We start from the raw sequence: 21,341 nt of genomic DNA, 5'->3' as shown, positions 1-21,341 counted from the left end.
ATGACCGACGAGCGTTCGCGTAAGCGTCCCCGTTCCGGGCGGGCGCGCAAGCGCCTGGTCCGGGCCCACGCCGCGCACAGCGGTGTGGCCTATTCGGTCGCGGCCCGGCAGGTGGCCACGGCCGGGCTGCGGGCCGGCGAGACGCTCGGCGACTACGGCCGGACCGTTTATCCCGTCGCCCTGTTCGACGGCGGGCGGCGCTGGTCGCTCGGTGCCCGCGCCGCCCGGCCGGTGGACGTGCGTGTCGCCGATGCGCGGCGGGCCGCGCGGTTGCCCGGCGGGCGGGCGGGGCATCTGGCGTCGCGGTTTCCGCCGGGCATAGACGGGTTCTATGCCGGCGACGGGCGCGCGGCGTTGTTGGCGATGCTCTACCTCGTTGTCGCGGACGCGGCGCCCAGTGCCGGTGAGCGGGCCTGGGCAGCCGAGACCGGAGAGGAGGCGGCGATCGACCTGGTCTGTGCCGAGATCGACCGCGCCGCGCGCCGGCTGCTCGACGGGGACTGGACGATCCTGTGGGAGCGCATCGACGGCGCGCTGACCGCCGGTGCGTACCCCCGGCTGCGAGAAATGTTCCGGAACTTCCGCGACGAGGCCGGCGCGCCCTGGACCGGTGTGCGGCAGATTCTCGACGCCCTGCTGGTGGTCGGCGACGACGGGCACGCGCCGGGGACGCGGGTCCGGGCGGGCGCTGCCGGCGGATCGGTCGTCGGGCTGTGGTGGGCGGCGGACGGGCCGCCGGTCGCGTACGACGTCTGGTTCGACGGTGCCGCCGGGCCGCGGCGGGTGCGGCCCGGCGACATCGTGGTGCTGCCGCGGCAGGAAACCCCTTACCCGGCCTGATCCGCCAGCTCGTCGACGCGGAACGCCAGCTCGGCACCGTCCACATCGACCACGACCGTCTGGCCTGGACGGAGCTCTTCCAGCAGGATCCGCTCGGACAGCGCGTCCTCGACCCCGGTCTGGATGGCTCGGCGCAGCGGGCGGGCACCGTAAGCCGGATCGAACCCGTGCCGCACCAGGTGCAGCTTGGCGTCGTCGGTGACCACCAGCGCCATGTCGCGGGCGGCGAGCCGCTGCGCGACCCGGGCCAGCATCAGGTCGGCGATCGCGAGCAGTTCGGTTTCCGCGAGGTGCCGGAACACCACCGTCTCGTCGATCCGGTTGAGCAGCTCGGGCGGGAAGTGGCGGCGCAGCTCCGCGCGTACACCCGCGGCTTGGTTGTCCACCATGGACTCGGTGAACCCGACCGGAGCCGCCCGCGTGCCGAGGTTCGTGGTCAGGATGACCACCGTGTTCCGGAAGTCCACCTTGCGACCCTGCGCGTCGGTCAGCGCGCCGTCCTCGAGGATCTGGAGCAGGGTCAGCAGCACGTCCGGGTGCGCCTTCTCGACCTCGTCGAAGAGCACGACGGAGAACGGCCGGCGGCGCACCCGCTCGGTCAGCTGCCCGCCCTCGTCGTGGCCGACGTAGCCGGGCGGCGCGCCGACCAGCCGGGCCACGGTGTGCCGGTCGTGGTACTCCGACATGTCGAGCTGGATCAGCGCGTCGTCGGCGCCGAACAGGAACTCCGCCAAGGCGCGGCAGAGGTCGGTCTTGCCGACACCGGTGGGCCCGGCGAACACGAACGACCCGGCAGGGCGGCGAGGGTCCTTCAAACCGGCTCGGGTACGGCGCACCGCGCGCGCCACCGCACCGACCGCCTCGTCCTGGCCGACCACCCGGCGGTGCAGCTCGTCCTCCATCCGGGCGAGCCGGCGGGTCTCGGACTCGCTCAGCGGCCGCACCGGCACACCGACCCAGTCGGCCAACACCTCGGCGATGTCGTCCTCGTCCACGGTGGTCCCGCCGCGGAGCTGGGTGCGGGCGCCGGCCTCGTCGACGAGGTCGATCGCCTTGTCGGGCAGGAACCGGTCGGCCACGTACCGGTCGGCCAGCGCCGCGGCGGCCGCGAGCGCCGCGTCGGTGAACGCGACACCGTGGTGCGCCTCGTAGTGCCGGCGCAGCCCGGTGAGGATCTCGACGGTCTGCGCGACCGTCGGCTCGCCCAACGCGACGGGTTGGAACCGCCGCTCGAGCGCGGGGTCGCGGGTCAGGATCCGCCGGTACTCGTCGGTGGTGGTCGCGCCGATCAGCTGCAGCTCGGGCCGGGCGAGCAGCGGCTTGAGGATCGACGCGGCGTCGAGCGCCCCCTCCGCCGCCCCGGCGCCGACGATCGTGTGGATCTCGTCGACGAACAGGATGATGTCGTCGCGGCCGCGTACCTCCTTGAGCACTTTGCGGAGCCGCTCCTCGAAGTCGCCGCGGTAGCGCGAGCCGGCGACCAACGCGCTGAGGTCGAGGGTGTAAAGCTGCTTGCCGCGCAGCCGCGGCGGCACGTCACCGGCCGCGATGCGCTGCGCCAGCCCTTCGACGGCTGCGGTCTTGCCGACACCGGGATCGCCGAGCAGGACCGGGTTGTTCTTGGTGCGCCGGCAGAGGACACGGATGACACGCTGGATCTCGGTCTCCCGGCCGACGACGGGGTCGAGCCCGCCGGTGCGCGCGCTGTGCGTGAGGTTGGTGCCGAACTGGTCGAGCACGGCGCTGCTGGCCGGTTGGTGCTCTTCCTGCTTCTGCGAAAGCTCCTCGATCACGCGCCGCCGGACGGCGTCGACGTCGGCGCCCGACGCGGCGAGCACCTGGGCGCCGACCCCGCCGCCGTCGCGGACGAGCCCGAGCAGGATGTGTTCGGGCCCGATGTGCCCGTGGCCGAGCTGAATCGCCTCCCGCAGGGCCAGCTCCAGCACCCGCCGGGCCCGCGGGGTGAACGGGATGTGCCCGGCGGCCGCTTTGCCACCGGCACCGATCACCTCCTCGACCTGCTGCCGGACGCTGACGAGCGAGAGCCCGAGGTTGACCAGCGCCCGCGCGCCGGCGTTCTCGCCCTCCTTGAGGATGCCGAGCAGGAGGTGCTCGGTGCCGATGGAGGCGTGATTGAAGATCCGCGCCTCTTCCTGAGCCAGGACGACCACCCGGCGGGACCGGTCGGTGAACCGTTCGAACATGCTTTTCACGCCCTCGCGAGGCCCCACGCCCCTCGTTCTCCGGACGCGACATGGCCGCGCGAAACGAGAGCGCTGAGTCGAAGCCTCTTGGCCATCCCGGGCGACCGGCGTGGGCGGTCACCCGAGGCACGGGCAGGCGCACTACCCGAGGTTGACGGTAGCGCGGCGTTGGCCGGGTGCGACCGCCGTGGTCGTTCGCCCTCAGCGAACCTGCAGCAGTCGCGGCGTTCATGACGTAATAGAGATGTGGACCGCACGGAGTTCGAAGAGTTCGCCACGGCGGGGCTGCCGGCGCTGTTCCGCTACGGGCGGGCACTGACCGGCGATCCGCAGGACGCCCAGGACCTCGTGCAGGACGCGCTGCTGCGGGTCTGGCGGGCGTGGCCGGCGGTGCGCCGGGACGGGAACCCGGTGGCGTACGCGAAGACCACGATGGTGCGGCTGCACCTCAGCTCGGCACGCCGTCTCCGTCGGCGGCTGTCTTCGGCCCGGCCCGGTTTGTCGGCGCCGCCGCCCTCGTCGGCGGTGGACCAGGTCGACGACCGGCACCACCTGCGCGGCCTGCTGATGACGCTGCCGCCGATCCAGCGCGCGGTGCTGGTCATGACCTATCTCGAAGACGCGGACGACGCCACCATCGCCGCCGCACTCCGCCGCCGCCCGTCGAGCATCCGGGCGGCGCGGAGCCGGGCGCTCGCCAAACTCCGCGAGTCACCCTCGAAGGAGGTGCTGCCTCATGCCTGACCTCGACGAACAGCTGCGGGCGGAGTTCAACCGCGACGAACCGGAGCCGGAGGCCCGCGCCGTGCTCGACACGGTCTACGCCCGGGAGCGCAAGGCGCGGGTCCGCCGGGGTGTCGCCGGCGCGCTGCTCGTGGGGGCCGTGGCGCTCGCGGTGCCGGTCGCCGCCTCGGCCCTGGGCGACGGCGGCCCCACCACGGTGGTCCCGGCCGCCCCGTCGACGGCCGCGTCGCCATCGGGCACGCCGCACGTGCCGCTCGGCAACCCACCGCCGCGAACGGTCGCCTTCCCGGGCATACCGTCCTATCTGGGGATCGCCGCCGCGCCTCCGTCCGGGTCCTTCAGGGTGCCGACGGGAGCCGAGACACGCTTCTACACGAGTCCGGCGGGCAGCCCGGTCGAGGGCCTGGCCTGGGTCCGCCAACCGAGCGAACCCGTCGGCCTGCCCGGCCTGGTCGTCGAACTGCCCCGAAACGCCTACGGCGACCTGCAGGCACTCGTCACCGACGACCCATGGCAGAAGGCGCTCTACATGCAGTCGTTCGCCCCGTCAGGCGACAACGACTTCGTCATCGTCTACGGCGGCGACACCGACGCCCGCACCCAGGTCATCGTGTCGATCCTCAGGGCGGCATCCCGGTAGTCGGCCGATCAGGCGCGGTCGTGGAGAGTGACCTGGTAGCCGTCGGGGTCGGCGAAGGTGAACGTCCGGCCGAAGGGACCGTCGATCGGTGCGGAGACGATGGTGTGACCGTCGGCCGCCAGAGCATCGTGGATGGCCTGGACATCGGTGGCGTGGAGCCAGATCGCGGCACCGATGCCGGGTTGAGCGACCGAGGCGAGATCGGTGCCGGGAGCGACGTCGCGAAGAGCGAACGCGATCGGCGTCGTCTCGAAGACGACGGCATGGGGCGGCCCAGCCGGCGAGCGGACGAGGCCCAGGTAGTGCTCGTAGAACGCCTGCGACGCGCCGAGGTCGCGAGCTTGCAGGGAGATGAAGTCAGGGCCGGTGGCGGGCATGATGATGCTCCTTCTTCTATGTCAGTCTTCTGACACAGACCAAGCTATGTCAGACTACTGACATGAGTCAAGAAGGCGCCGGCGTCGACCTGAAGACGTCCCTGGGCTACCTCCTGAAAGAGGCGTCGAGTGCCCTCCGCGCGGCCATGGAGGCGGTGCTGCGACCGCTCGGGATGACCGTGACGCACTACTCCTGCCTCGAGCTGCTGGCTCAACGACCAGGCTTGTCGAACTCCGAGCTCGCACGGGGCGCGTTCGTGACCCGGCAGTCGATGAACGTGCTGCTCCAGGCACTGGAACGAGACGGCTACGTGACCCGCCCAGCGGAGGCACCCGTCGGGAAGGTCCTTCCCACGCGGCTCACGCCTCGCGGCCGACACAGCCTCGAGCAGGCGACCGTCGCGGTCCGGTCCGTCGAGCTCAGGATGCTCGCCGGCTTGACGGAGTCCGAGCAGTCAGACGCGCTCCGGATCCTGCGAAGCATGGTCCGTTCGCTGCGCGACGCCAACGACGGTGGATAGCTGGCTCCCCGCGCACGTCTCGACCATCCCCGCGTGGGCGGGGAGCACGAGCGCGGCCGGCACGGCCACGTCGTCGGCCCATCCCCGCGTGCGCCGGGAGCACATCTCCATCCAGGTCCAGAAAGCCTTCTGGGACGAGACCATCCCCGCGTGCGCGGGGAGCACCTCGGATCCAAAGCGTACGTTGCCATACGGAACGGACGAGCCAGGAGAGCAAGTGCTCCAACCTGGTCACGGACTGCGCGGTCGCCGGCCCGCGCGATCACCATCCAGGGTTCGACCGGTGACGCGAGATCAAAGGAGGTCATGGGCGAGTCGTTGCGCGGGTGCGCCCCTAGGGTGGTGCGGGTTCGGCACGAACCTCAACGACGGGATCGCGCATGAGCGGTGCGGACGCTGTCGGGCGACTCTGTTTCCTGCTAGGAGTGCAGGCTCGGCGACGCGGAAAGTTCGACTGGGCTGCCATGGAAGAAGGCCTGGGCCTGCGCCTACCGGCCGACTACAAGCTGCTCGCCGAAACTTTGCCTGACGGCATTCACATCGGCCCGTGGCAACTCAACCTGCCCGGCGACTTCGGTCATCCAATTGATGACTTGCTGGGTTTTCACGCCTACGGGCTCGAGGACATGCGCGCCGCGAGGGCGTCGGGACTGCAGATCCCACACCCGATCTACCCGGAGCCCGGGGGGCTCTTGCCGTGGGCGCGCGGCCCCCGGATGGATCCGGTCTGCTGGCTCACGAACGACGACGACCCCGACCGATGGCCGCTCGTCGCGGTCGACGCGGAGTTCCAGCGGTGGCGCACGCTGCCGGGTCCGGCGTCCCAGTTCCTGATCAACGCCGTCGGAGGTCAGCCCGACAGCCAGTCGGACCGCGAGTCCCAGTTCCTGATCGCGGACGTCGAGAGGAGCCCGGAGTCGTCCAGGTCGGGCACGCCCGGCTCGCCGGCCGGCGACCTCGACTCGCTGGCCGTGCTGATCGGTCGCGCGCCGGCCGGCGTCGCGCGCACGGACTGGGCCGAGGCGGAGGAGTTCATGGGCGTGCGGCTGCCCGCGGACTGCCGTAGGTTCGTCGACACCTACGGACCGGGCCGCATCGGTGACATCGTCGTCACCGCACCCGGCGCCGCCGGGGACGCGGACATGTTCGGGTTGCTGGCCCGCACGATCGCCACGAGGCCAGCGGGAGACCTACCGATCGTGCTGCCGGTGTATCCCGAGCACGAGGGCCTCATCGCCTGGGGAGAGACGGCGGACGGGTGGATCTTCGCGTGGGCCCAGGCCGACGCAGACCCGACCGCTGGGGAGCGGTCGTCTTCCGACCGGGTGGCCTCCACGCGCAACTGCCGGACTATTCGTTCAGCCACGTTCTCGCGCGTTACGCCGGCCACGACCTGGATCTCGGCGTGTTCATGGAGCGACCACCGTGGCCAAACGACTCAATCTTCGTCGCGATCCGTTCGTAGTTGGGCGCCCGCTAGCAACGGCGGCCCCTCGCACGTCCCCTCCCCCGCGTGCGCGGGGAGCAGGCGCAGCCGCCGGGCGAGTCCGGACCACCCCCGCGTGCGCGGGGAACACGTCTGCTCGGCGGCCGGCAGCGTCCGGCTCTGGGGCCATCCCCGCGTGTGTGGGGAGCACTGGATCCGGAGGCCTCGGGCCAATCGGGACCGCCGGACCAGCCTGCGGGGAACGCGACGCCATTCGCCGACAGAGATCAACCGGACGCGGGACCATCCCCGCGTGTGCGGGGAGCATGCCGCCTCGAACGGCCCGGATCGGCGAGCCGCCGCATCACCGTCGAGCGGTCCGTTCAGGCGTTTGCCGCCGCCAGGGTAAGCAGACCGCAGCCGTACGCTTTCCCATGGCCGATTCCTCGTCTGAGTGCCTGGCGGAAGGCGTCGGCGTCGACCACTTGCAGAACCCCGTCGTACGTCACCGTGCCGAGGGTGACCGTACCCATGCCGCGTTTGAACGTGTGTGTCTGCCGGTGGTGGAGCCGCAGGTTCGGGTGACCGTCCTGCTGCGTCGCCACCACGAAGCCGAGCCGGCCCACCCGGCTGGTCAACCAGGCGACCTGCTCCTCCTCCCGCAGATACGCGAACCGTTGTGTCTCCTTGGATTCCGCCGTCTTGCGCCCGCTGTGCGTCGGGTTGGCGGTGAGTCGAAACGCCCACCGCTGTCCGGCCCGCAACGAGTCCAACATCCCCGCGTACTCGCGAGTCGCCCACGTCTCGGTCGTCGGCCAGCCGGCTTGCTCGACCAGGTGGGTCAGGTCGGGCCGGCCCGGGCTGACGATGTAGAGGTGGACCGTCGCGGGAGCCGGGTTGTCGAGCCGCCACAGGGTGCGGGCGCCGTCGCGTTCGTGGTCCTCCGGCGTGGCGAACGCGGCCCGGACCGCGGCGTGCATCGCGTGTGGAGATGAGAGCAGCTTGCGCGCGCCGCGGCGTGCCGGGTTGATTCGGAACCGGGTGAGGAACACGGTCAGCCTCCCAGCAGGGTCATCGGGTCGTGTTCGGCGATCCTGGAGCGGTCGGCGAGGTCGTTCGCCAGGTCGACGTGCCGGCGCAGCACCGACCGCCACCCGTGTTGCCGATGGGCCGGGTCGAAGCTGAGCGGCTCGTCGTGCACCGTCTCCGTCACCGGCTCGCCCTCGCGGGCATCGCGGATGATCTCGAGCCGGACGGTGGGGGCAGCTGCGCGGCGGTGCCAGTTCGCGGCCTGCCAAGGGCAGGCATCGAGGGCGCCGTCGAGAGACCCTTCGTGTACGCCGAGGCTGATCGGGCCGGCCGGTGGGCAGGACCGGCGGCCCAGGTAGAGCGGGAACCTCGGCCGTCTCAACGCCTCGTCCAGGCCGCGCAACAGGTCGCGTTCGCCGGCGACACCGACCACGAAGACCGCGTCCGAGAGATAGAAGCGGTACGTGAGCGGGGCGGTGTCGCGGCCGTCGAGGGAGCGGGCGGTCTGGAAGTCGCGGAGAATCTGGCCGGGCTGGTCGAGGCGCACCCCGAACTCCAGCCCGAGCAGGTCCGTGAGCGGCTCGGTGCGCCGCACGCCCTTGGCGGCGGCGAGGAGGCCGATCACACCGCTCTTGGTCGGCGCGACCTCGGTGCCCCGGCGGGCGAAGCGGCTCGACGAACCCCACGACTGCATGGGGGCGGCGAGCCTCAGCAGGAGCACGCTCATGTCGGCTGTCCGAGCGCGACGGCGACCTGCTCCCCCACGCCGGCGACGAGTTCGTCGAAGGTGACGGCCTTGCCGAGGTCGGTCAGCACTGAGGTGCGGTCACCTACCTGGGTCACCCAGCTGCCGACCGGGCGTTCGCCGTAGGCGGCCTCGACCTCCGTGGCGTGTTTGGCGAGCTCCGCCGCCGCCAACTCGACCCGCCCGGCGGCGTACGTCTCGCGGACGGGCTTCTCGAACGCGCCGACCAGGTTGATCGGCTGCGTTTCGCGTACACGGACGATCACCGCGTCCGGCAGTGTCCGGTGGGCGAAGGTGTTCTGCTTGCCCGTCGGCATGCTGCGCGCGAAAGCCACCAGGAACGCCTCGACGGCGGCCCGGGTGGCTCTGGCGTCGCCGAGGGTGCGCTGCAACGCGTCGACGTCGATCGTCGCGTACCTGTACAGGGTGGACGAGTTGAACTCGATCGTGCCGATCATGCCGGCGCCGGTCTTGGCCGCGTCCTCCTTGCGGTCGTCCACCGCGGTGAAGTAGTCGAACTCGTTGTCGACGGCATGGACGCTGATCGCATGCGCCACCTGGCAGGCAGCGTCCACATTGATGTCGGACATGTCGGCGAGCATGCGGCCGAACATCGCGATGTCGACCGAGTGATCGGTGTTGGCCAGCGTCTTGATCGTCGCCTTGTCCAGAGTTCCGCCGGCGGCTTTGGCCTTCACCGCCGCGGCGGCGAGGTTGTCGAGCTGGCGGTGGCTCAGGAACAGCAGATAGCCGGACTCGACGTCCTTCGGCTCGCCCTTCTTCTTGTCCGCCCTGGCCAGGCCGCTCGCCACGAAGACCTCGGTGGCGAGCGCCGAGGCGGCTGCGTCGGAGACGCCCGGGTCGAGGGACTTGATGCGGGCCGCGAGTGACTCGCCCACTCGCTTGGTGCGCTCGCCCAGCTGTGAGTCGTCGAGCAGGTCGGCGAACGCCAGCCGGATCGCGCGTTTCCAGGCCTGGCTCGACACGCGGGCGCGCCGCACGCCACCGTACATCGCGGTCTTCGGCGAGCCGGTGTCGTCGCGGTTGAGGTTGCTCGGTGGCACGGTGTGCAGCGCATACACGTCGATGATCGTGCGGCTCATGATGGGTCCTCCTCGATGTCGCCGGTGCTGGTGGCGGGCCCGCTCCGGAAGAACTCCCGGCCCCAGACGGCCTGGACTTTCGGGCGGCCGTCACGTCCGCGCAGGGCCCGCAGGTCGTCGGCGAGCAACCCGTAGTCGAGCGGGATCTGCTGCTCGCGCAACATGGTGATCAGGCCGCGGAGGTGGTAGACGCTCTCGTGGTAGCTGCTGGCGGTGCCCAGCGCGGCGAACCGGCGCCGGACGCCTTCCGGGCCGGTCGACGTGCGGACGAGCGTGACCAGAGCCTGGCCGAGCCCGCGCCCGTCCACGTGCATCCGCTCGCGGCGCGACTGCTGGTGCAGCGCGTAGTGGGTAACGGCGTCGTGCACGGCGTGCTCGGAGTCCGCCGCCTCGGCGTCGTCGGCCGGCCGGCGGCCCAGAAGCTGGTCGGGCACGTGCAGGTAGCGGTCCAGCGTGAAGTCGAAGCCCGGCGCCCGGCCGATGCCGCGACGCAGCCGGGCGAGGGCGCTCACGGCGTCGGGCACGTCGCTGCGCACCCGGGCCTGGAGGACGCCGACCGTGCGGGCCACGTGGTCGCCCAGCTCGCGGCGATGCCGTACCCACGGGTGCGTGGTCATGGCGCGTCCTCCCGACCCTGCTGCGAAGACGCCATCGGCAGCGCCTTGGCGAGGCCGGCTCGGAACCAGGCCTCGGCCTGCGGGCTGGAGTAGTGGACGCCGCGACCGTTGCGGTCGACGCCCGGTCGGCCCACCCAGGCTTTTGGTCCGGCTGCCGCGACCAGGTCGGCGGCGAGGGTGGAGACGGACCGGCGCACGTGGCGCTGCCAGGCGGACCGCTCCTCGACCGGATCGCTGTTCGGCCCGAGGCGGGCCACCCAGTCACGGAAAGACCGATCCAGCATGGTGTACGCGTGTTCCGCGGCCCGTTGACCCTCGCCACTCTCAGCGTCCCTGCCACCGGCCGCGCGCCGTAGGTTCTCGGCGAGCCGGCGCAGCACCGTCACCGCCGCCTCGGCGTCGGCCGCTGCGTCGACGGCGGCCGTACGCAGTGCGGAGTCCTCGACCAGAAGCAGCACGTTCATCGTCAACGCGTCGCTGAACACCTCGTCGATGACCGCCTGCTGGGTGCCGTAGGTGACGCTGGTCGCGCGCGGCCGCACCTGGAAATCCCCGCCGACGACGCCGCTGACGGACAGGCTGGCCAGCCACTGCACCACCATCGGCGACAGCCGCTGCGCCGGCTCTGCCCCCGGTGGCGGCGACGGCAACAGGGTCTGCAGCCCGCGCCACAACGCACGGGCGTGGTCGTGGGGCCGGGGCAAGTACACCGGTGTCCGTTTCTGTTCGCGCTCCCGCGGACCGCTGCGTCCCCAGACGCTCATCGGCTCCAGCAGATGCCGGTCGTGCCAGTCGAGCCGGTCGCCGATCGCGACCATCGCGCCGGTGATCCGGTCGGCGTCGCCGAAGAGCCGGACCCTTCGGGACTGCCAGGTGTAAAGGCTGAGCAGGCCGAAAGGTCCCCGGGTCGAATCCGGTTCCTCGCACGCCGTCTGTGGCTCGCGTTCCCAGACCGGAAGGTCCCGCTCGTCGGACCGCTGCCACCGCGGTGCGACCGGCACCAGGTTGAACAGCAAGGTTTCCAACAGGTTGGCTCCTTCGAGATGAATGCCGCCCAGCGAACCGGCTGACGCGACACCGATGGGGTAGCCACGCCCACCCTTGACGCGCGGGTCGCCTGCCGCGCCGGTCTTGATTCCCGACGGATCGAATGCCTGGCAATGCACCAGCCACCGAGCGGCTTCGGCCGGCGAGACGGACTCCATCCCCGGCCCGGCGCGGGCGGCGAGGAACGGCATGCCGGCGGGCACGTCGGCGATGAGACGCTCGAGCCCGTACGTGTTGTCCTTAGCGGCGCGCAGGTCGGCGACCTGGTAGAAGGGACGCTCGGGGTGCAGAAGATCGAACCGCTCGCGGAACGCCCCGAGATAGTCGGCGATGTCGGTCAGCGGCAGCTGCCGATCCCGCCACAAGGCGCGCCAGGCGGCCTCGCCCGGCGGGCCACCGGTGGTTCGGTGCACGATCGCCAACGCCAACCGCAGGATCGCGAACGACTGCGTCGGCAGCTCACACGCGATCATCCGGATGTCGCCCGCGTGGGTGAACAGGTCGGGCAGTGACAGCTCCTGTCGCCGACCAGCCCCGTCGAGCACCGGTATCCAGGGATTTTCCACGAGCGAGAATCCGGCGGTGTTCGGTGATCCGGTCACCGGTGGCGCCTCCTTCACGACCGGCGGGTCTCACGCGGTGGCACGCGTGACCCGCAATCCTTCGTCCACGTCGTACTCGAGCTCGAAGCCGGCGAGCGCCGCCCAGCCGTCCGCGTCGACGTCGAGGACGAGCTCACCGGCGAGCCAGTGGCTTGCCTGCCAAGCGCGCAGGTCGTTGCGCAGGCCCAGCTCGGCGAGGACGGCGTCGCTGGTCATCGCGCGTGGGAGTGGCAGGGTGCAGCGGGCGATCCGCCGTGGCAGGGGCCAGGGTGGGACGCTGCCGATCGGCACCGGCACTCCCCCACCCTCGATCCAGGGCGGCAGGACCAACCCGTCGGGGCTACGGACCAGCAGGAGGACCTCGACGGACTCCCCGTCGGTGTCGCGCACATGGCCTTGCCCGGCGCGGTCGTCGACTTCGCCGACTCCGCCGGACAGCCAGCCGATCGGCGGCACGCCGGGCGCGGCCACACCGTCCAGGCGGAAGCCGTCGGCCTTGAGCTCTTTCGCCGCCGTGTCCTCGGACGGCTTCGCCTCGACGAGCCGGCGCACCGAAGCGCTCAGCCAGTGGTCCCACAGGTGACCGGCCACGTCGGCCGAGTCGGCGAGGTGACGCCAGAGCGGCAGCCAACCCGCCGGGGACGTTCCCGTGCGGTCGGTCTTGCCCCAGACCGACCGCGCCGCCTCGCCTAGGCCGGGTCCCCGGTGCTTCATGGCGCTGCCGGCAGCAGCGGGCTGGGCGCGCCGCTGTGCGAAAGGTAGAGGACGTCACGGGCCCGGGTCAGGGCGACGAACAGAAGGCAGCGTTCCCGCCGCAGGTCCTGTCGTGGGCGTGCCGGTCCACCGTCGCGGGCGTGAGGGCCTGCCGCGCGGGAAGGACGTTCGCGTCGAGCCCGACGGCGGCGAGGCACTGGAACTCCAGGCCCTTCAGTCGATGCATGGTGGCGACGTGCACGCCGTCGACTCCCCGCCTCTCGTCCGCGACGGGGATGTGGGCGTCGCTCAGGAGCCTGGCGATGGTCGCCACGAGTTGGCCGGTGCGGACGGCCACGGCGATCGCGTGCGGCTCCACGCCCTGGTCCAGCCAGGTGCCCACGCGTTCGATCAGCCCTTCCAGCTCGCTGTCGCGGTCGGTCCACGCGGCGACGACCGGTGTGGCGCCGCGGGTGACCGAGCGATAGCCACGCAGCGTGTCGCCGTTTCCGTCCAGGCCGACGGCGGCGTCGCCGCCGAGCACCTTGACCGACAGGTCGAGGATCTCGTGCGTGGTGCGGTAGTTGACCGTGAGCCGGCGCGCTCGGCCCCGAACCTGGATGCCGAGCCGCGCGAGCGAGACGTGACTGTCGTAGATGCGCTGGTAGGGATCGGCCAACAGGAACATGTCGTTGGGCCCGGGGGTCACCAGCGCACGCAGCAGGCGCCACTGCGCCGGGTGCAGGTCCTGGCCTTCGTCGACGACGACGTGTCGATAGGGCGGCGGCGACCGACGGGCGAGCGCCGCCGCGTCGTCGGCGAGCTGCGTGTGGGTGCGCAGCCGGCGCCTGGCCAGCTCGTGCCGCACGGCTTCGATCGCGGCCCACACCTGGTCGCGCTGGGCGGCACGCAAGCCCTCGCCACGGCCGGCCCGCTTGACGGCCCGATAATCCTCCACCGTGGTCAGTTGCTGGGCCAGGACGACCTGCTCCCACTCTCGCTTGAGAAACGCCCCGGTGAACCCGAACGCCGCGGCGGACTCCCACAGTTGATCCGCGACGGCGTTCTCCGCGATCGTGAACCGCTGGCCACCTCGGACGGCGACCTCGTAGGCCAGCTTGTCGACGCTGACGACGTCGATGCGGGCTCGGACGGCCGGGTCCGCGTTCAGGCGATGGAGCTGGCGGCGCAGGGAGTCGGCGACTGCCCGCGTGAACGTGGTCACCAGCACCTTGGCGCTCTGGTCGGTCAGCCGCTCGGCGAGAAACGCGGCCCGGTGCAGACCGGTGACCGTCTTGCCGGTGCCGGCGCTCCCGGTCACCAGAGCGGGACCGCTGTAGAACTCGCGGTAGGCGACGTCACGTTGGGTGGGGTGGAGGAAGACCCGCCACGCGTCGAAGGGATGGTCGAGAATCGCCGCCAGCTCGACCGGACCGGAGACGAAACGGATCCGTTCGGGGGTACGGCGTGCGGCCGCGAGCAGGTCGTCGGTGTCCACACCCGACACGACGCGGGCGGCCAGCTCGGACCAGACCTCCTCGACCGGCATCCCGCTGGCCAGCCCGCGGAGGACGTCGAGTTGCGTGTCGGGCAGCCGCCCGTCGAGGCTCTCCAGTTGCCGGTCGGTGCTGATCACGCGCAGCAGCGGCACGAGATCCTCGTCGATACCGAGTCGCACGAGATCCTTGTCGGACGCGTGGTCGAACAGCCCGGCGCTGGTCGGTCCGGCTGGTTGTCCGCGGGAGAACTCCTCGATGCCCGCCTCGTCGCGCATCTCGAGCACGCCGAGCACCTGGTTGACGGTGAAGCGCCGCCGCACCGCGAACGCGATCGCGTCGTCGTGCGGCAGGACGTCGAGCAGGGCGTACCTGTCCTCGCCGAGGGCGAGGACGACGCCGCGGTAGAAACGGTCGATGCGGATCGTGCGGATGTTCGGGTCGCGCGCTCCGGCCAGCCGTTCGAGGTGCAATCCGGCGTGGGTGTGCGCGGCGAACTTGCCGATGGCGGCGACGACGGCGTCCTGCACCCGGCGTTGCAACCTCGCGTACGCGGGAAGGAACCCACGGTCGATGGCCAAGTCAGCCATGCCTTCCCCCGGTCGTCGGGCGTCCTCAGTAGCTCCACATTGAAGCACCTTGTGAACGGCGCTTGCAACAATCCTTTCGTGATCACGATTCACCAGATCGGCCACACCTGAGCCGTACTCGGCTCGGAACCATCACCCGAGCCGCCGATATGCTCTGTCGTGTGGTCGCGGGCGCGCTCCTGGGAGGCCGGTACGAACTCGGCCGGTTTCCCTTGGCACACAAGGGGATGGGCGAGGTCTGGCCCGCCGACGACACGTTGCTCGACCGGGCGGTGATCGTCAAGCTGGTCGACGCGGCCGCCATGGACCTCGCAGGAGTGCGGCGGTTCCGCCGCGAGGCTCTGTTGACCGCTCGGCTCGATCATCCCGGGGTGCCGGCCGTCTACGATCTCGGCGAACACGACGGTCGCCCGTACGTGGTGATCGAGAAGATCGCCGGGACCGACCTGAAGGACCTGATCGCCGAGCAGAGTCCCGTTCCGGTCGCCTGGGTGGCCGCGATCGGCGCTCAGATCTGCGGCGTGCTGGTGGCCGCCGACCACATCGGACTGATCCATCGCGACATCAAGCCGAGCAACGTCATGCTCCATCCGAGCGGGGCCGTCAAGGTCCTCGACTTCGGGCTGGCGACGATGCCCGACGACGACCGCTACTCGCGGATCACGCTCAGCGGTCAGAGCGTCGGCACGTTGGGCTACATGGCACCCGAGCAGATCTCCGGCGGTCCGGCCGACCAGCGCACCGACCTGTACGGTCTCGGAGCGACGCTCTACGACCTGCTCACCGCCCGGCCGCCGTTCGACGGCGCCACCACCCTGACCATGGTGCGGCACCAACTGAGCACCCCTCCCCCACGTCCCGTCCAGTTCCGGCCGGACGTCCCCGACACACTCGACGACCTGGTCCACGCGCTGCTGGCGACCGATCCGGCGGACCGGCCCGCGACGGCGGCGGAGGTCTACGCCACGCTCGCTCCGCTCGCCCGTGAGCTACCGCCGATCCCGGGCGTCGTCGACGATCCGACCGGGGCGGTCCAGGCGTACGCCGCGATCGTCGGCCGGGTGCCCGCGCAGTGGCGCACCCCGGCCGCACGACCTGCGAAGGACGACGAGGCGGAGCCGACCGCGGCGCGGGCCGAGCGACTGGAGGCCGACGGCGAGCACCGAGCCGCCGCCCGGCACTGGCGGCGGCTCGTCGAACTGCGGACGCGGCGCCACGGTGCCGACGATCACCGCGTCGTCGAGGCCAGGTTGCGCGCCGCCCGGGCCCACCTGCCTCTCGGCGAGTACGACCGGGCGCTACGCCTGATGCACGCCGTACTCGATGATCTGATCCGCGCCCGGGGTCCGGAGGCCGCCGTCGTGCGCGACCTCCGGCGCGAGATCGCAACGGTCAGTACACAGCGACCGGCCGGTCGCTGAACGCTCTGGGCAGCAGCGCGACCTTCTGCTCGGCGAACTGCCCGTCGGTGTAGCCGAAGATCCGCGCGCAGTTCTGCCCGCGCGTCTCGGTCGCCAGAGCGCGCCCGGCGAGCGGCGAGTACATGCGGCTGTGCTTCATCCAGGCCGCCTCCTCGCCATGCCGGTCGAACCCACGACCGATGGCCGCGTGCCCGAACACGTCGTGCACCGCCCGGAACATGTCGTTCTCGTTGTCGCTGAGGTACGGGTGCGGGTTGCCCGTGGCCGTGCTGGCCCACACCTTCAGCCGACTCCGACGGGCGTCTTCGATCATGGACTCGGCGTCCGCGTACGGGTCCTCGTCGACCACGCGAACGTCAACGCCCAGGCCCCCGAACTCGACCCGCCCGACCAAGAAGTGGTACTGCGCAAGCGTCTCGCGGCAGAACGCCGCGTACGCCGGATAGGCCCGCTCGTCGCGGATCGGGGCGGCCACGTACGCGTCCGCGATGGCCGTACCGACCAGCGGATCAAGCCGTACACGCGCATATTCCTCCGGCGGCGTGGAATCGTGCGCGAACCGCCTTGAGCCGGCGAGCAGGTGCGCGACGGGCGGAAACGACGCAGTGGGCGGCGACGCGGACGCGAGCAACGGTGTTCATGGTCCTCCTCAGGTTGTGGCGAGCTGAACGTTGGATCAGCGGAGCACGGTGCCCGGCTTCCGGGCGGTGTTCTCCTCCCGGGTGGCCGACTTGGCACGCTGTTCGCGACGCAGCAGTTCGCCCAGCATGCGGATGTCGGACGCCCGGCGGTCGTGGAACACCTTGGCGAATTTCCCGATGGTGGTGCTGTGCCCCCGACGCGGCATTGGTCCTCCATGCGGCTTGTGAATGCAACCAGCGATGACGATATCCACTGTGAACCGTATACACAAGTGAACTCCTGGTGCTAATGTTCACGCGTGACCGATCCGAGCACGATCCCCAGCTCCGCCAGCCTCACGGCTAGCGGCATCGCCCGACTGGCCAACGTGGGCCGGGCGGCGGTGAGCAACTGGCGTCGCCGGTACGCCGACTTCCCGTTGCCCATCGGCGGCACACCGACGAGCCCGTCCTTCGACGCGCGACACGTCGAGGAATGGCTCCGCCGGCACGGCAGGCTGCACCGGGCGGGCACCGAGCAGTGGGCCTGGCGACACATCGAGAGCTACCAGCCGGCGGCCCAGATCAACGACGTGCTCGCCATCTGCGGCGCACACCTGCTCGCGCGCGCCGGGGCCATGGCCGACCGGCTGCCTAACCCGCAAGAGCTGCTGAGGAGGCTGCGCAAGCTTGATGCCGACTTGGCCGAGCGGGTCGGGAACGTGTTGCCCGAATCGTGGACGCCGGAGCTGGTCACGATCCTCGAGACCGTCGACCAGCTCAGCTCCGAACGGGATCCGGAGAGCGCCTTCGAGTACCTCCACGGCCAGTTCGTGTCCTCCGCCCATTCGCTGTCCGGGCTCGCCGGGACACCCGACAACGTGGCCGAGGTGATGCTGGTCCTGGCCGGCTCCGGAGCCCGGACGTTCGACTTCACCTGCGGCACCGGATCGCTGCTGCGGATGGCGGCCGACCAGGCGCTCCGCTCCGGCTCCGGCACGCGCTGTATAGCTCAGGAGATCAACCCGCAGTACGCCCTCGTCGCCTTGCTGCGCCTCTGGTTCGTACACCTACGCGCCGGACGCGAGTGGCCCGACGCGGAGCCGCCGGTGGTGCGCGTCGACGACAGCCTGCTCGCGGACGCGTTTCCGGACCTGAAGGCGGACGTGGTGGTCGCGAACTTTCCGTTCGGGATCCACGACTGGGGTCACGACCGGCTCGGCTATGACGCCCGCTGGACCTTTGGTCTGCCACCGCGGACGGAGCCCGAGCTCGCCTGGGTGCAGCACGCGTTGGCGCACCTCGCTCCCGAGGGGACCGCGGTGGTCCTGATGCCGCCCGCCGCGGCGTCGCGCCCCGCGGGGCGTCGCATCCGCGCCGAGCTGATCCGCCGTGGCGCGCTGCGGGCGGTGGTCGCCCTGCCAGCGGGCCTCATGGCACCGACGAGCATCGGGATGCACGTCTGGGTGCTGACCCAGCCCGACCCGCGCGGGTCCGGAGAGCTGTTGTTCGTCGACGCCACAGCCGCGCCGGCCGGTCGTACCCTCGTCGACGTCGTCGCGAATGCCTGGCGTTCCTATCTGTCCGGCAGCTACGCCGAGGAGCCCGCCGTCCATCGCGCCGTGCCCGCGATCGAGCTGCTCGACGACCAGGTCGACATGACGCCGCAGCGCTACCTGGCGCAGGCCCGAGAGGTCGCCGCCGACCCCGCCGAGATCATCGCCAGGATCAAGGACTTCGACGAGCTCATCGAACGGGTACGGCAAAGCTTGCCCATGGTGCGACAGGTCTCGACGACGCCGCTGCGATCGGCACCGCAGGCCGACGTCGCCGATCTGGTCCGATCGGGGAGCATCACCGTCCTGCGAGCGGTCTCCCGCGGTCGGCAGGGCGCGGCCACCGTTGTCCTGACCCCGTCCGACGCGTTGTCCGGTGGGCCGGCGACCGGCACGGCCGCCCGCGGCGCTGACGACGAGCCGGGGCCGCGGGTCGCCGCCGGTGACATTCTGGTGCCCGTCATCGGCCACCGGATCACCGCGCGAGTGGCCACCGCGGAGCAGGTCGGGGCCGAGCTCGGACCGGGAGTCCAACTGATCCGCGTCGACCGGGACCTCTTCGACTCGTGGTTCGTCGCGGGCGTCATCTCCCGGACCGACAACGTCCGGGTCGCGGCCCGCACGTCGAGCGGCGTCAGCGGCGCCCTCCGCATCGACATCAGACGGCTCAGCATTCCTGTGCTGCCCCTGGACCAGCAGCAGGAGTACGGGCGGGTCTTCCTCCAACTGGCCGAGTTTCGGACACGACTCGACGACGCCGCAGCGAGTGGTGCCGTGCTGGCGCGCGAGATCGGCGACAGCCTCACCGCGGGCACCATCGGTGTGGACCCTGTTGGTTAGTGGTCTGAGCAGCAACCCCGCTGGTCGGCGACCTCGAACGGGGCCAGGCGGCCGCTGTTGGCCGGTTGGGTGAGCAGCGTGAGGCGGCCGTCCATCCATTGCGGACGGAGGTAGCCGAGCGTGTCCACCTCCGTCGACGGAGCTGGCGGCGCCGCGCTGCCGAGGACCCTGATCCGGTCGATGGCGCCGGCGGCGAGGAGGTCCGCGACCGACATGACGCCGGTCATCCGGTCCTGGCCCGGGAACACCACGGCTCGGCCGGCCGTGCCGGCCGCGTGCGCGTCCCGGGCGATCCGCGCGCCCTCCGCGAACTCCGCCGCCGGGTCCGGCAGCGTAAGGGCCCGCGGGAGTGCCAGGCTGACCGCGACATGCGGCGTCGGCGTCGAGACGAAGTGGGTGCACGCCATCACGTCGGTGGGGTCGATGTCGGCGAGCAGCTCGTGGAGCCAGTGCTCGGCCGCGGCGACGGTGGCGTCGCCGCGGTCGAGGCCGATGTGGACGGAGGTCACCGCGGGATGATCCAGATCGGGTTCGAGTAGAACCAGAGGTCCGACCACGGGTCGGAGTTGCCCAGGACGTCGAGCTGCGGGCCCACCGGGTCGACGGAGGCGCCTAGGAAGCCCGGCTGCGAGCGCAGACCGTCCGTGCCGCGTACCCGGACGTAGAAAGGCTCGTCCAGGCGGCCCAGCGCGTACCGGAAGGTGACCCGGCGCTGGCCCGAAGCGACCTCGAACGACTTCACCACCCGGGTCTGCGGTGCGGTGAACGTGTCCTTGTCCGCCGCCACGCCGGTCACGGCGCCGCGGATCACGTCGACGCGGGCCAGCTTCGGCAGGAACTGCGCCCAGTTGGGCTTGTCGGCCAGGTCGACGGAGATCGTGAGCTCCACCGCCGTGCCGCGGCGGACCCGGTGCACGCCGCCCAGCGGGGTGCCGTCGACCCGCACGTCGAGGCCGCGGATCAGCCCGCCGTGGTCGACCCACACGCGGCCGGCGCGGATGCCGTCCATCACCGCGCGGTACGAGTCGGCCTTGGCGCCCACGTGCGTGCGGCTGTAGAGGCCCGGCCAGAAGTCGCCGGCCCCGGTGTTCGGCACCCCGCCGTGCACGGGGTCGTTGTAGAAGCCGTTGACGTCGAAGTTGCTGCCCGGCCCGCGGACGGCCGTGTCGAGGTAGATCGAGTGCGCGTCGGAGTTCGCGGTGATCCACCAGGGCTTGCCCTCGGCGAGCAGGCTGTCCCAGAGCCCGCCGACGGTCGCGGTGAAGAAGTCGAAGCCGCCCCAGGTGCGGTAGCTCTCCGGCGGGAAACCGGGGAACGAGTCCGCGGTGGGCGACCCCGCGTAGAAGCCGCGCCCGCTCCCCGGACCCTGCGGCGCGGGGATGCTGGCGGCCTGGTGCCCCGGCGCGCCCTCCATACCCACGGCCACGGTGGGATCGGCGTCCCGCCAGCCGCGGAACTCGTGCGGCGAGTCGAGCCCGCGCCGGGCGGGGTGGTTGGCGAGGAACAGCGCGGCGTCGACCCGCCGACGCTTGACGGCCTGCCCGAGGAAGTTGATGCCGGCGATCGCGAGCGCCTCGTTGGCGGGCGTCGAGGGCCCGGCGCCGACCACGCTGGCGTCGTAGGTGTTCTCGAACTCCTTGAGCACCGCGACCTCGTTGCGCCCGGGCGCGACGAACACCGTGCCGTGCTCGGCGGCCGGGATGTTCCACTCCAGACCTTGGAAGACCAACAGGTCGGGCAGCGCGTTGCGGGTGGCGAGGATGTCGGGGTTGACCCGCTCGACGCCGATGCGGGCATGCTGCGGTCCACCGTGGTCGGTGATGACGATCCAGTCGAGGCCGTACGCCTGCGCGTGCTGGGCCTGGTCGATGACGCGGAACATGGCGTCGCTGCTGTACTGCGTGTGGATGTGGTGGTCGCCGGCCAGCCAGCGCAGGTCGCCGCCGTCGTCATCGCCGCCGCCGTGCGCGGCCGCGGCAGTGGCGGTCCCGAACACGCTGGCGGTGGCGGCACCGGCGCCGAGCAACCCGGCCCGCCGGATGAAGGACCGCCGGGAAAAGTCGTCCGGCGAGAGTTCGGTGTCCGGAATGGACAAGTCAAGCGCCTCCGGCCGATCGCCGGCGGCCTCAACCTCATCGTGGTGATGGTGGTGCGGGTGGGCGTGGCTCATCTGCGGATCCCTTCGGTCAGGTACGTCCTCCGAGCGCCCGTGCGGCGAATCACGCTCGTC

At 71.3% G+C, this 21,341-nt stretch carries 20 protein-coding genes; 7 read left to right on the top strand and 13 right to left on the bottom strand.

The window, feature by feature from the left end; all coding sequences use genetic code 11:
- A complete protein-coding gene (locus Air01nite_RS06985) occupies window positions 1-840 on the top strand; it encodes a hypothetical protein (RefSeq protein WP_203701109.1) in 840 nt (279 codons plus the stop codon).
- Here the strand turns inward: Air01nite_RS06985 and Air01nite_RS06980 are convergent.
- Entirely contained in the window at window positions 828-3,044 is a 2,217-nt protein-coding gene (locus Air01nite_RS06980) for an ATP-dependent Clp protease ATP-binding subunit (protein ID WP_203701108.1), read from the bottom strand. The genes Air01nite_RS06985 and Air01nite_RS06980 overlap by 13 nt on opposite strands.
- Before the next feature lie 246 nt (window positions 3,045-3,290).
- Here Air01nite_RS06980 and Air01nite_RS06975 point away from each other — a divergent pair, with 246 nt between their 5' ends.
- Together Air01nite_RS06975 and Air01nite_RS06970 are read left to right on the top strand one after the other, a co-directional pair.
- Window positions 3,291-3,788 carry a sigma-70 family RNA polymerase sigma factor gene (locus Air01nite_RS06975; protein ID WP_203701107.1) on the top strand — a complete coding sequence of 166 codons (498 nt, stop codon included), beginning with the start codon at window positions 3,291-3,293 and terminating at the stop codon, window positions 3,786-3,788.
- Window positions 3,781-4,428, top strand: coding sequence for a hypothetical protein (locus Air01nite_RS06970; protein ID WP_203701106.1), 648 nt, complete (start codon window positions 3,781-3,783; stop codon window positions 4,426-4,428). The genes Air01nite_RS06975 and Air01nite_RS06970 overlap by 8 nt, the downstream gene beginning before the upstream one ends.
- A gap of 8 nt (window positions 4,429-4,436) precedes the next feature.
- Here the strand turns inward: Air01nite_RS06970 and Air01nite_RS06965 are convergent, their stop codons facing one another.
- On the bottom strand, window positions 4,437-4,805 hold the full coding sequence (locus tag Air01nite_RS06965) for a VOC family protein (protein ID WP_203701105.1): 369 nt from the start codon (window positions 4,803-4,805) through the stop codon (window positions 4,437-4,439).
- A gap of 62 nt (window positions 4,806-4,867) precedes the next feature.
- Between Air01nite_RS06965 and Air01nite_RS06960 the strand changes: the two genes are divergently transcribed.
- Complete coding sequence (locus Air01nite_RS06960) at window positions 4,868-5,326, top strand: MarR family winged helix-turn-helix transcriptional regulator (protein WP_203701104.1); 459 nt, start codon at window positions 4,868-4,870, stop codon at window positions 5,324-5,326.
- Between the two features lie 464 nt (window positions 5,327-5,790).
- Entirely contained in the window at window positions 5,791-7,161 is a 1,371-nt protein-coding gene (locus Air01nite_RS06955; RefSeq protein WP_203701103.1) for a hypothetical protein, read from the top strand.
- Here Air01nite_RS06955 and cas6e read toward each other — a convergent pair.
- From cas6e to Air01nite_RS06920, 7 genes are all read right to left on the bottom strand, one after another.
- Entirely contained in the window at window positions 7,136-7,804 is a 669-nt protein-coding gene (gene cas6e / locus Air01nite_RS06950) for a type I-E CRISPR-associated protein Cas6/Cse3/CasE (protein WP_203701102.1), read from the bottom strand. The genes Air01nite_RS06955 and cas6e overlap by 26 nt on opposite strands.
- A gap of 2 nt (window positions 7,805-7,806) precedes the next feature.
- Window positions 7,807-8,508, bottom strand: a complete 702-nt coding sequence (cas5e, locus tag Air01nite_RS06945) for a type I-E CRISPR-associated protein Cas5/CasD (protein ID WP_203701101.1) — start codon at window positions 8,506-8,508, stop codon at window positions 7,807-7,809.
- Window positions 8,505-9,629 (bottom strand): type I-E CRISPR-associated protein Cas7/Cse4/CasC, encoded by a 1,125-nt coding sequence (gene cas7e, locus Air01nite_RS06940; RefSeq protein ID WP_203701100.1) that lies wholly within the window; start codon window positions 9,627-9,629, stop codon window positions 8,505-8,507. Before cas7e ends, cas5e begins: the two co-directional genes overlap by 4 nt.
- Complete coding sequence (gene casB, locus Air01nite_RS06935) at window positions 9,626-10,246, bottom strand: type I-E CRISPR-associated protein Cse2/CasB (RefSeq protein WP_203701099.1); 621 nt, start codon at window positions 10,244-10,246, stop codon at window positions 9,626-9,628. Before casB ends, cas7e begins: the two co-directional genes overlap by 4 nt.
- On the bottom strand, window positions 10,243-11,895 hold the full coding sequence (gene casA, locus Air01nite_RS06930) for a type I-E CRISPR-associated protein Cse1/CasA (protein WP_203701098.1): 1,653 nt from the start codon (window positions 11,893-11,895) through the stop codon (window positions 10,243-10,245). Before casA ends, casB begins: the two co-directional genes overlap by 4 nt.
- Window positions 11,896-11,925: 30 nt before the next feature.
- Window positions 11,926-12,609 (bottom strand): HD domain-containing protein, encoded by a 684-nt coding sequence (locus Air01nite_RS06925; RefSeq protein WP_203701097.1) that lies wholly within the window; start codon window positions 12,607-12,609, stop codon window positions 11,926-11,928.
- A 67-nt stretch (window positions 12,610-12,676) separates the two neighbouring features.
- A complete protein-coding gene (locus tag Air01nite_RS06920; RefSeq protein ID WP_203701096.1) occupies window positions 12,677-14,674 on the bottom strand; it encodes a UvrD-helicase domain-containing protein in 1,998 nt (665 codons plus the stop codon).
- Window positions 14,675-14,835: 161 nt separating this feature from the next.
- On the opposite strand from Air01nite_RS06920, the gene Air01nite_RS06915 reads away from it, so the two are divergent.
- A complete protein-coding gene (locus tag Air01nite_RS06915) occupies window positions 14,836-16,095 on the top strand; it encodes a serine/threonine-protein kinase (RefSeq protein ID WP_239090548.1) in 1,260 nt (419 codons plus the stop codon).
- On the opposite strand, the gene Air01nite_RS06910 is transcribed toward Air01nite_RS06915, so the two are convergent.
- A complete protein-coding gene (locus Air01nite_RS06910) occupies window positions 16,067-16,726 on the bottom strand; it encodes a hypothetical protein (protein WP_239090547.1) in 660 nt (219 codons plus the stop codon). The two genes, Air01nite_RS06915 and Air01nite_RS06910, sit on opposite strands and share 29 nt — an antisense overlap.
- Before the next feature lie 45 nt (window positions 16,727-16,771).
- Window positions 16,772-16,942, bottom strand: a complete 171-nt coding sequence (locus Air01nite_RS06905) for a hypothetical protein (protein WP_203701094.1) — start codon at window positions 16,940-16,942, stop codon at window positions 16,772-16,774.
- Between the two features lie 93 nt (window positions 16,943-17,035).
- On the opposite strand from Air01nite_RS06905, the gene Air01nite_RS06900 reads away from it, so the two are divergent.
- A complete protein-coding gene (locus Air01nite_RS06900; RefSeq protein ID WP_203701092.1) occupies window positions 17,036-19,111 on the top strand; it encodes an HsdM family class I SAM-dependent methyltransferase in 2,076 nt (691 codons plus the stop codon).
- Here Air01nite_RS06900 and Air01nite_RS06895 read toward each other — a convergent pair.
- Together Air01nite_RS06895 and Air01nite_RS06890 are read right to left on the bottom strand one after the other, a co-directional pair.
- Window positions 19,108-19,620, bottom strand: a complete 513-nt coding sequence (locus Air01nite_RS06895) for a hypothetical protein (RefSeq protein ID WP_239090546.1) — start codon at window positions 19,618-19,620, stop codon at window positions 19,108-19,110. The two genes, Air01nite_RS06900 and Air01nite_RS06895, sit on opposite strands and share 4 nt — an antisense overlap.
- Window positions 19,617-21,206 (bottom strand): PHP domain-containing protein, encoded by a 1,590-nt coding sequence (locus Air01nite_RS06890; RefSeq protein ID WP_239090545.1) that lies wholly within the window; start codon window positions 21,204-21,206, stop codon window positions 19,617-19,619. The genes Air01nite_RS06895 and Air01nite_RS06890 overlap by 4 nt, the downstream gene beginning before the upstream one ends.
- Between the last annotated feature and the right edge of the window lie 135 nt (window positions 21,207-21,341).

Source organism: Asanoa iriomotensis (genome assembly GCF_016862515.1).
In the GTDB taxonomy this organism is placed as follows: Bacteria; Actinomycetota; Actinomycetes; order Mycobacteriales; family Micromonosporaceae; genus Asanoa; species Asanoa iriomotensis.
This window is presented reverse-complemented; position numbering and strand designations above follow the sequence as displayed.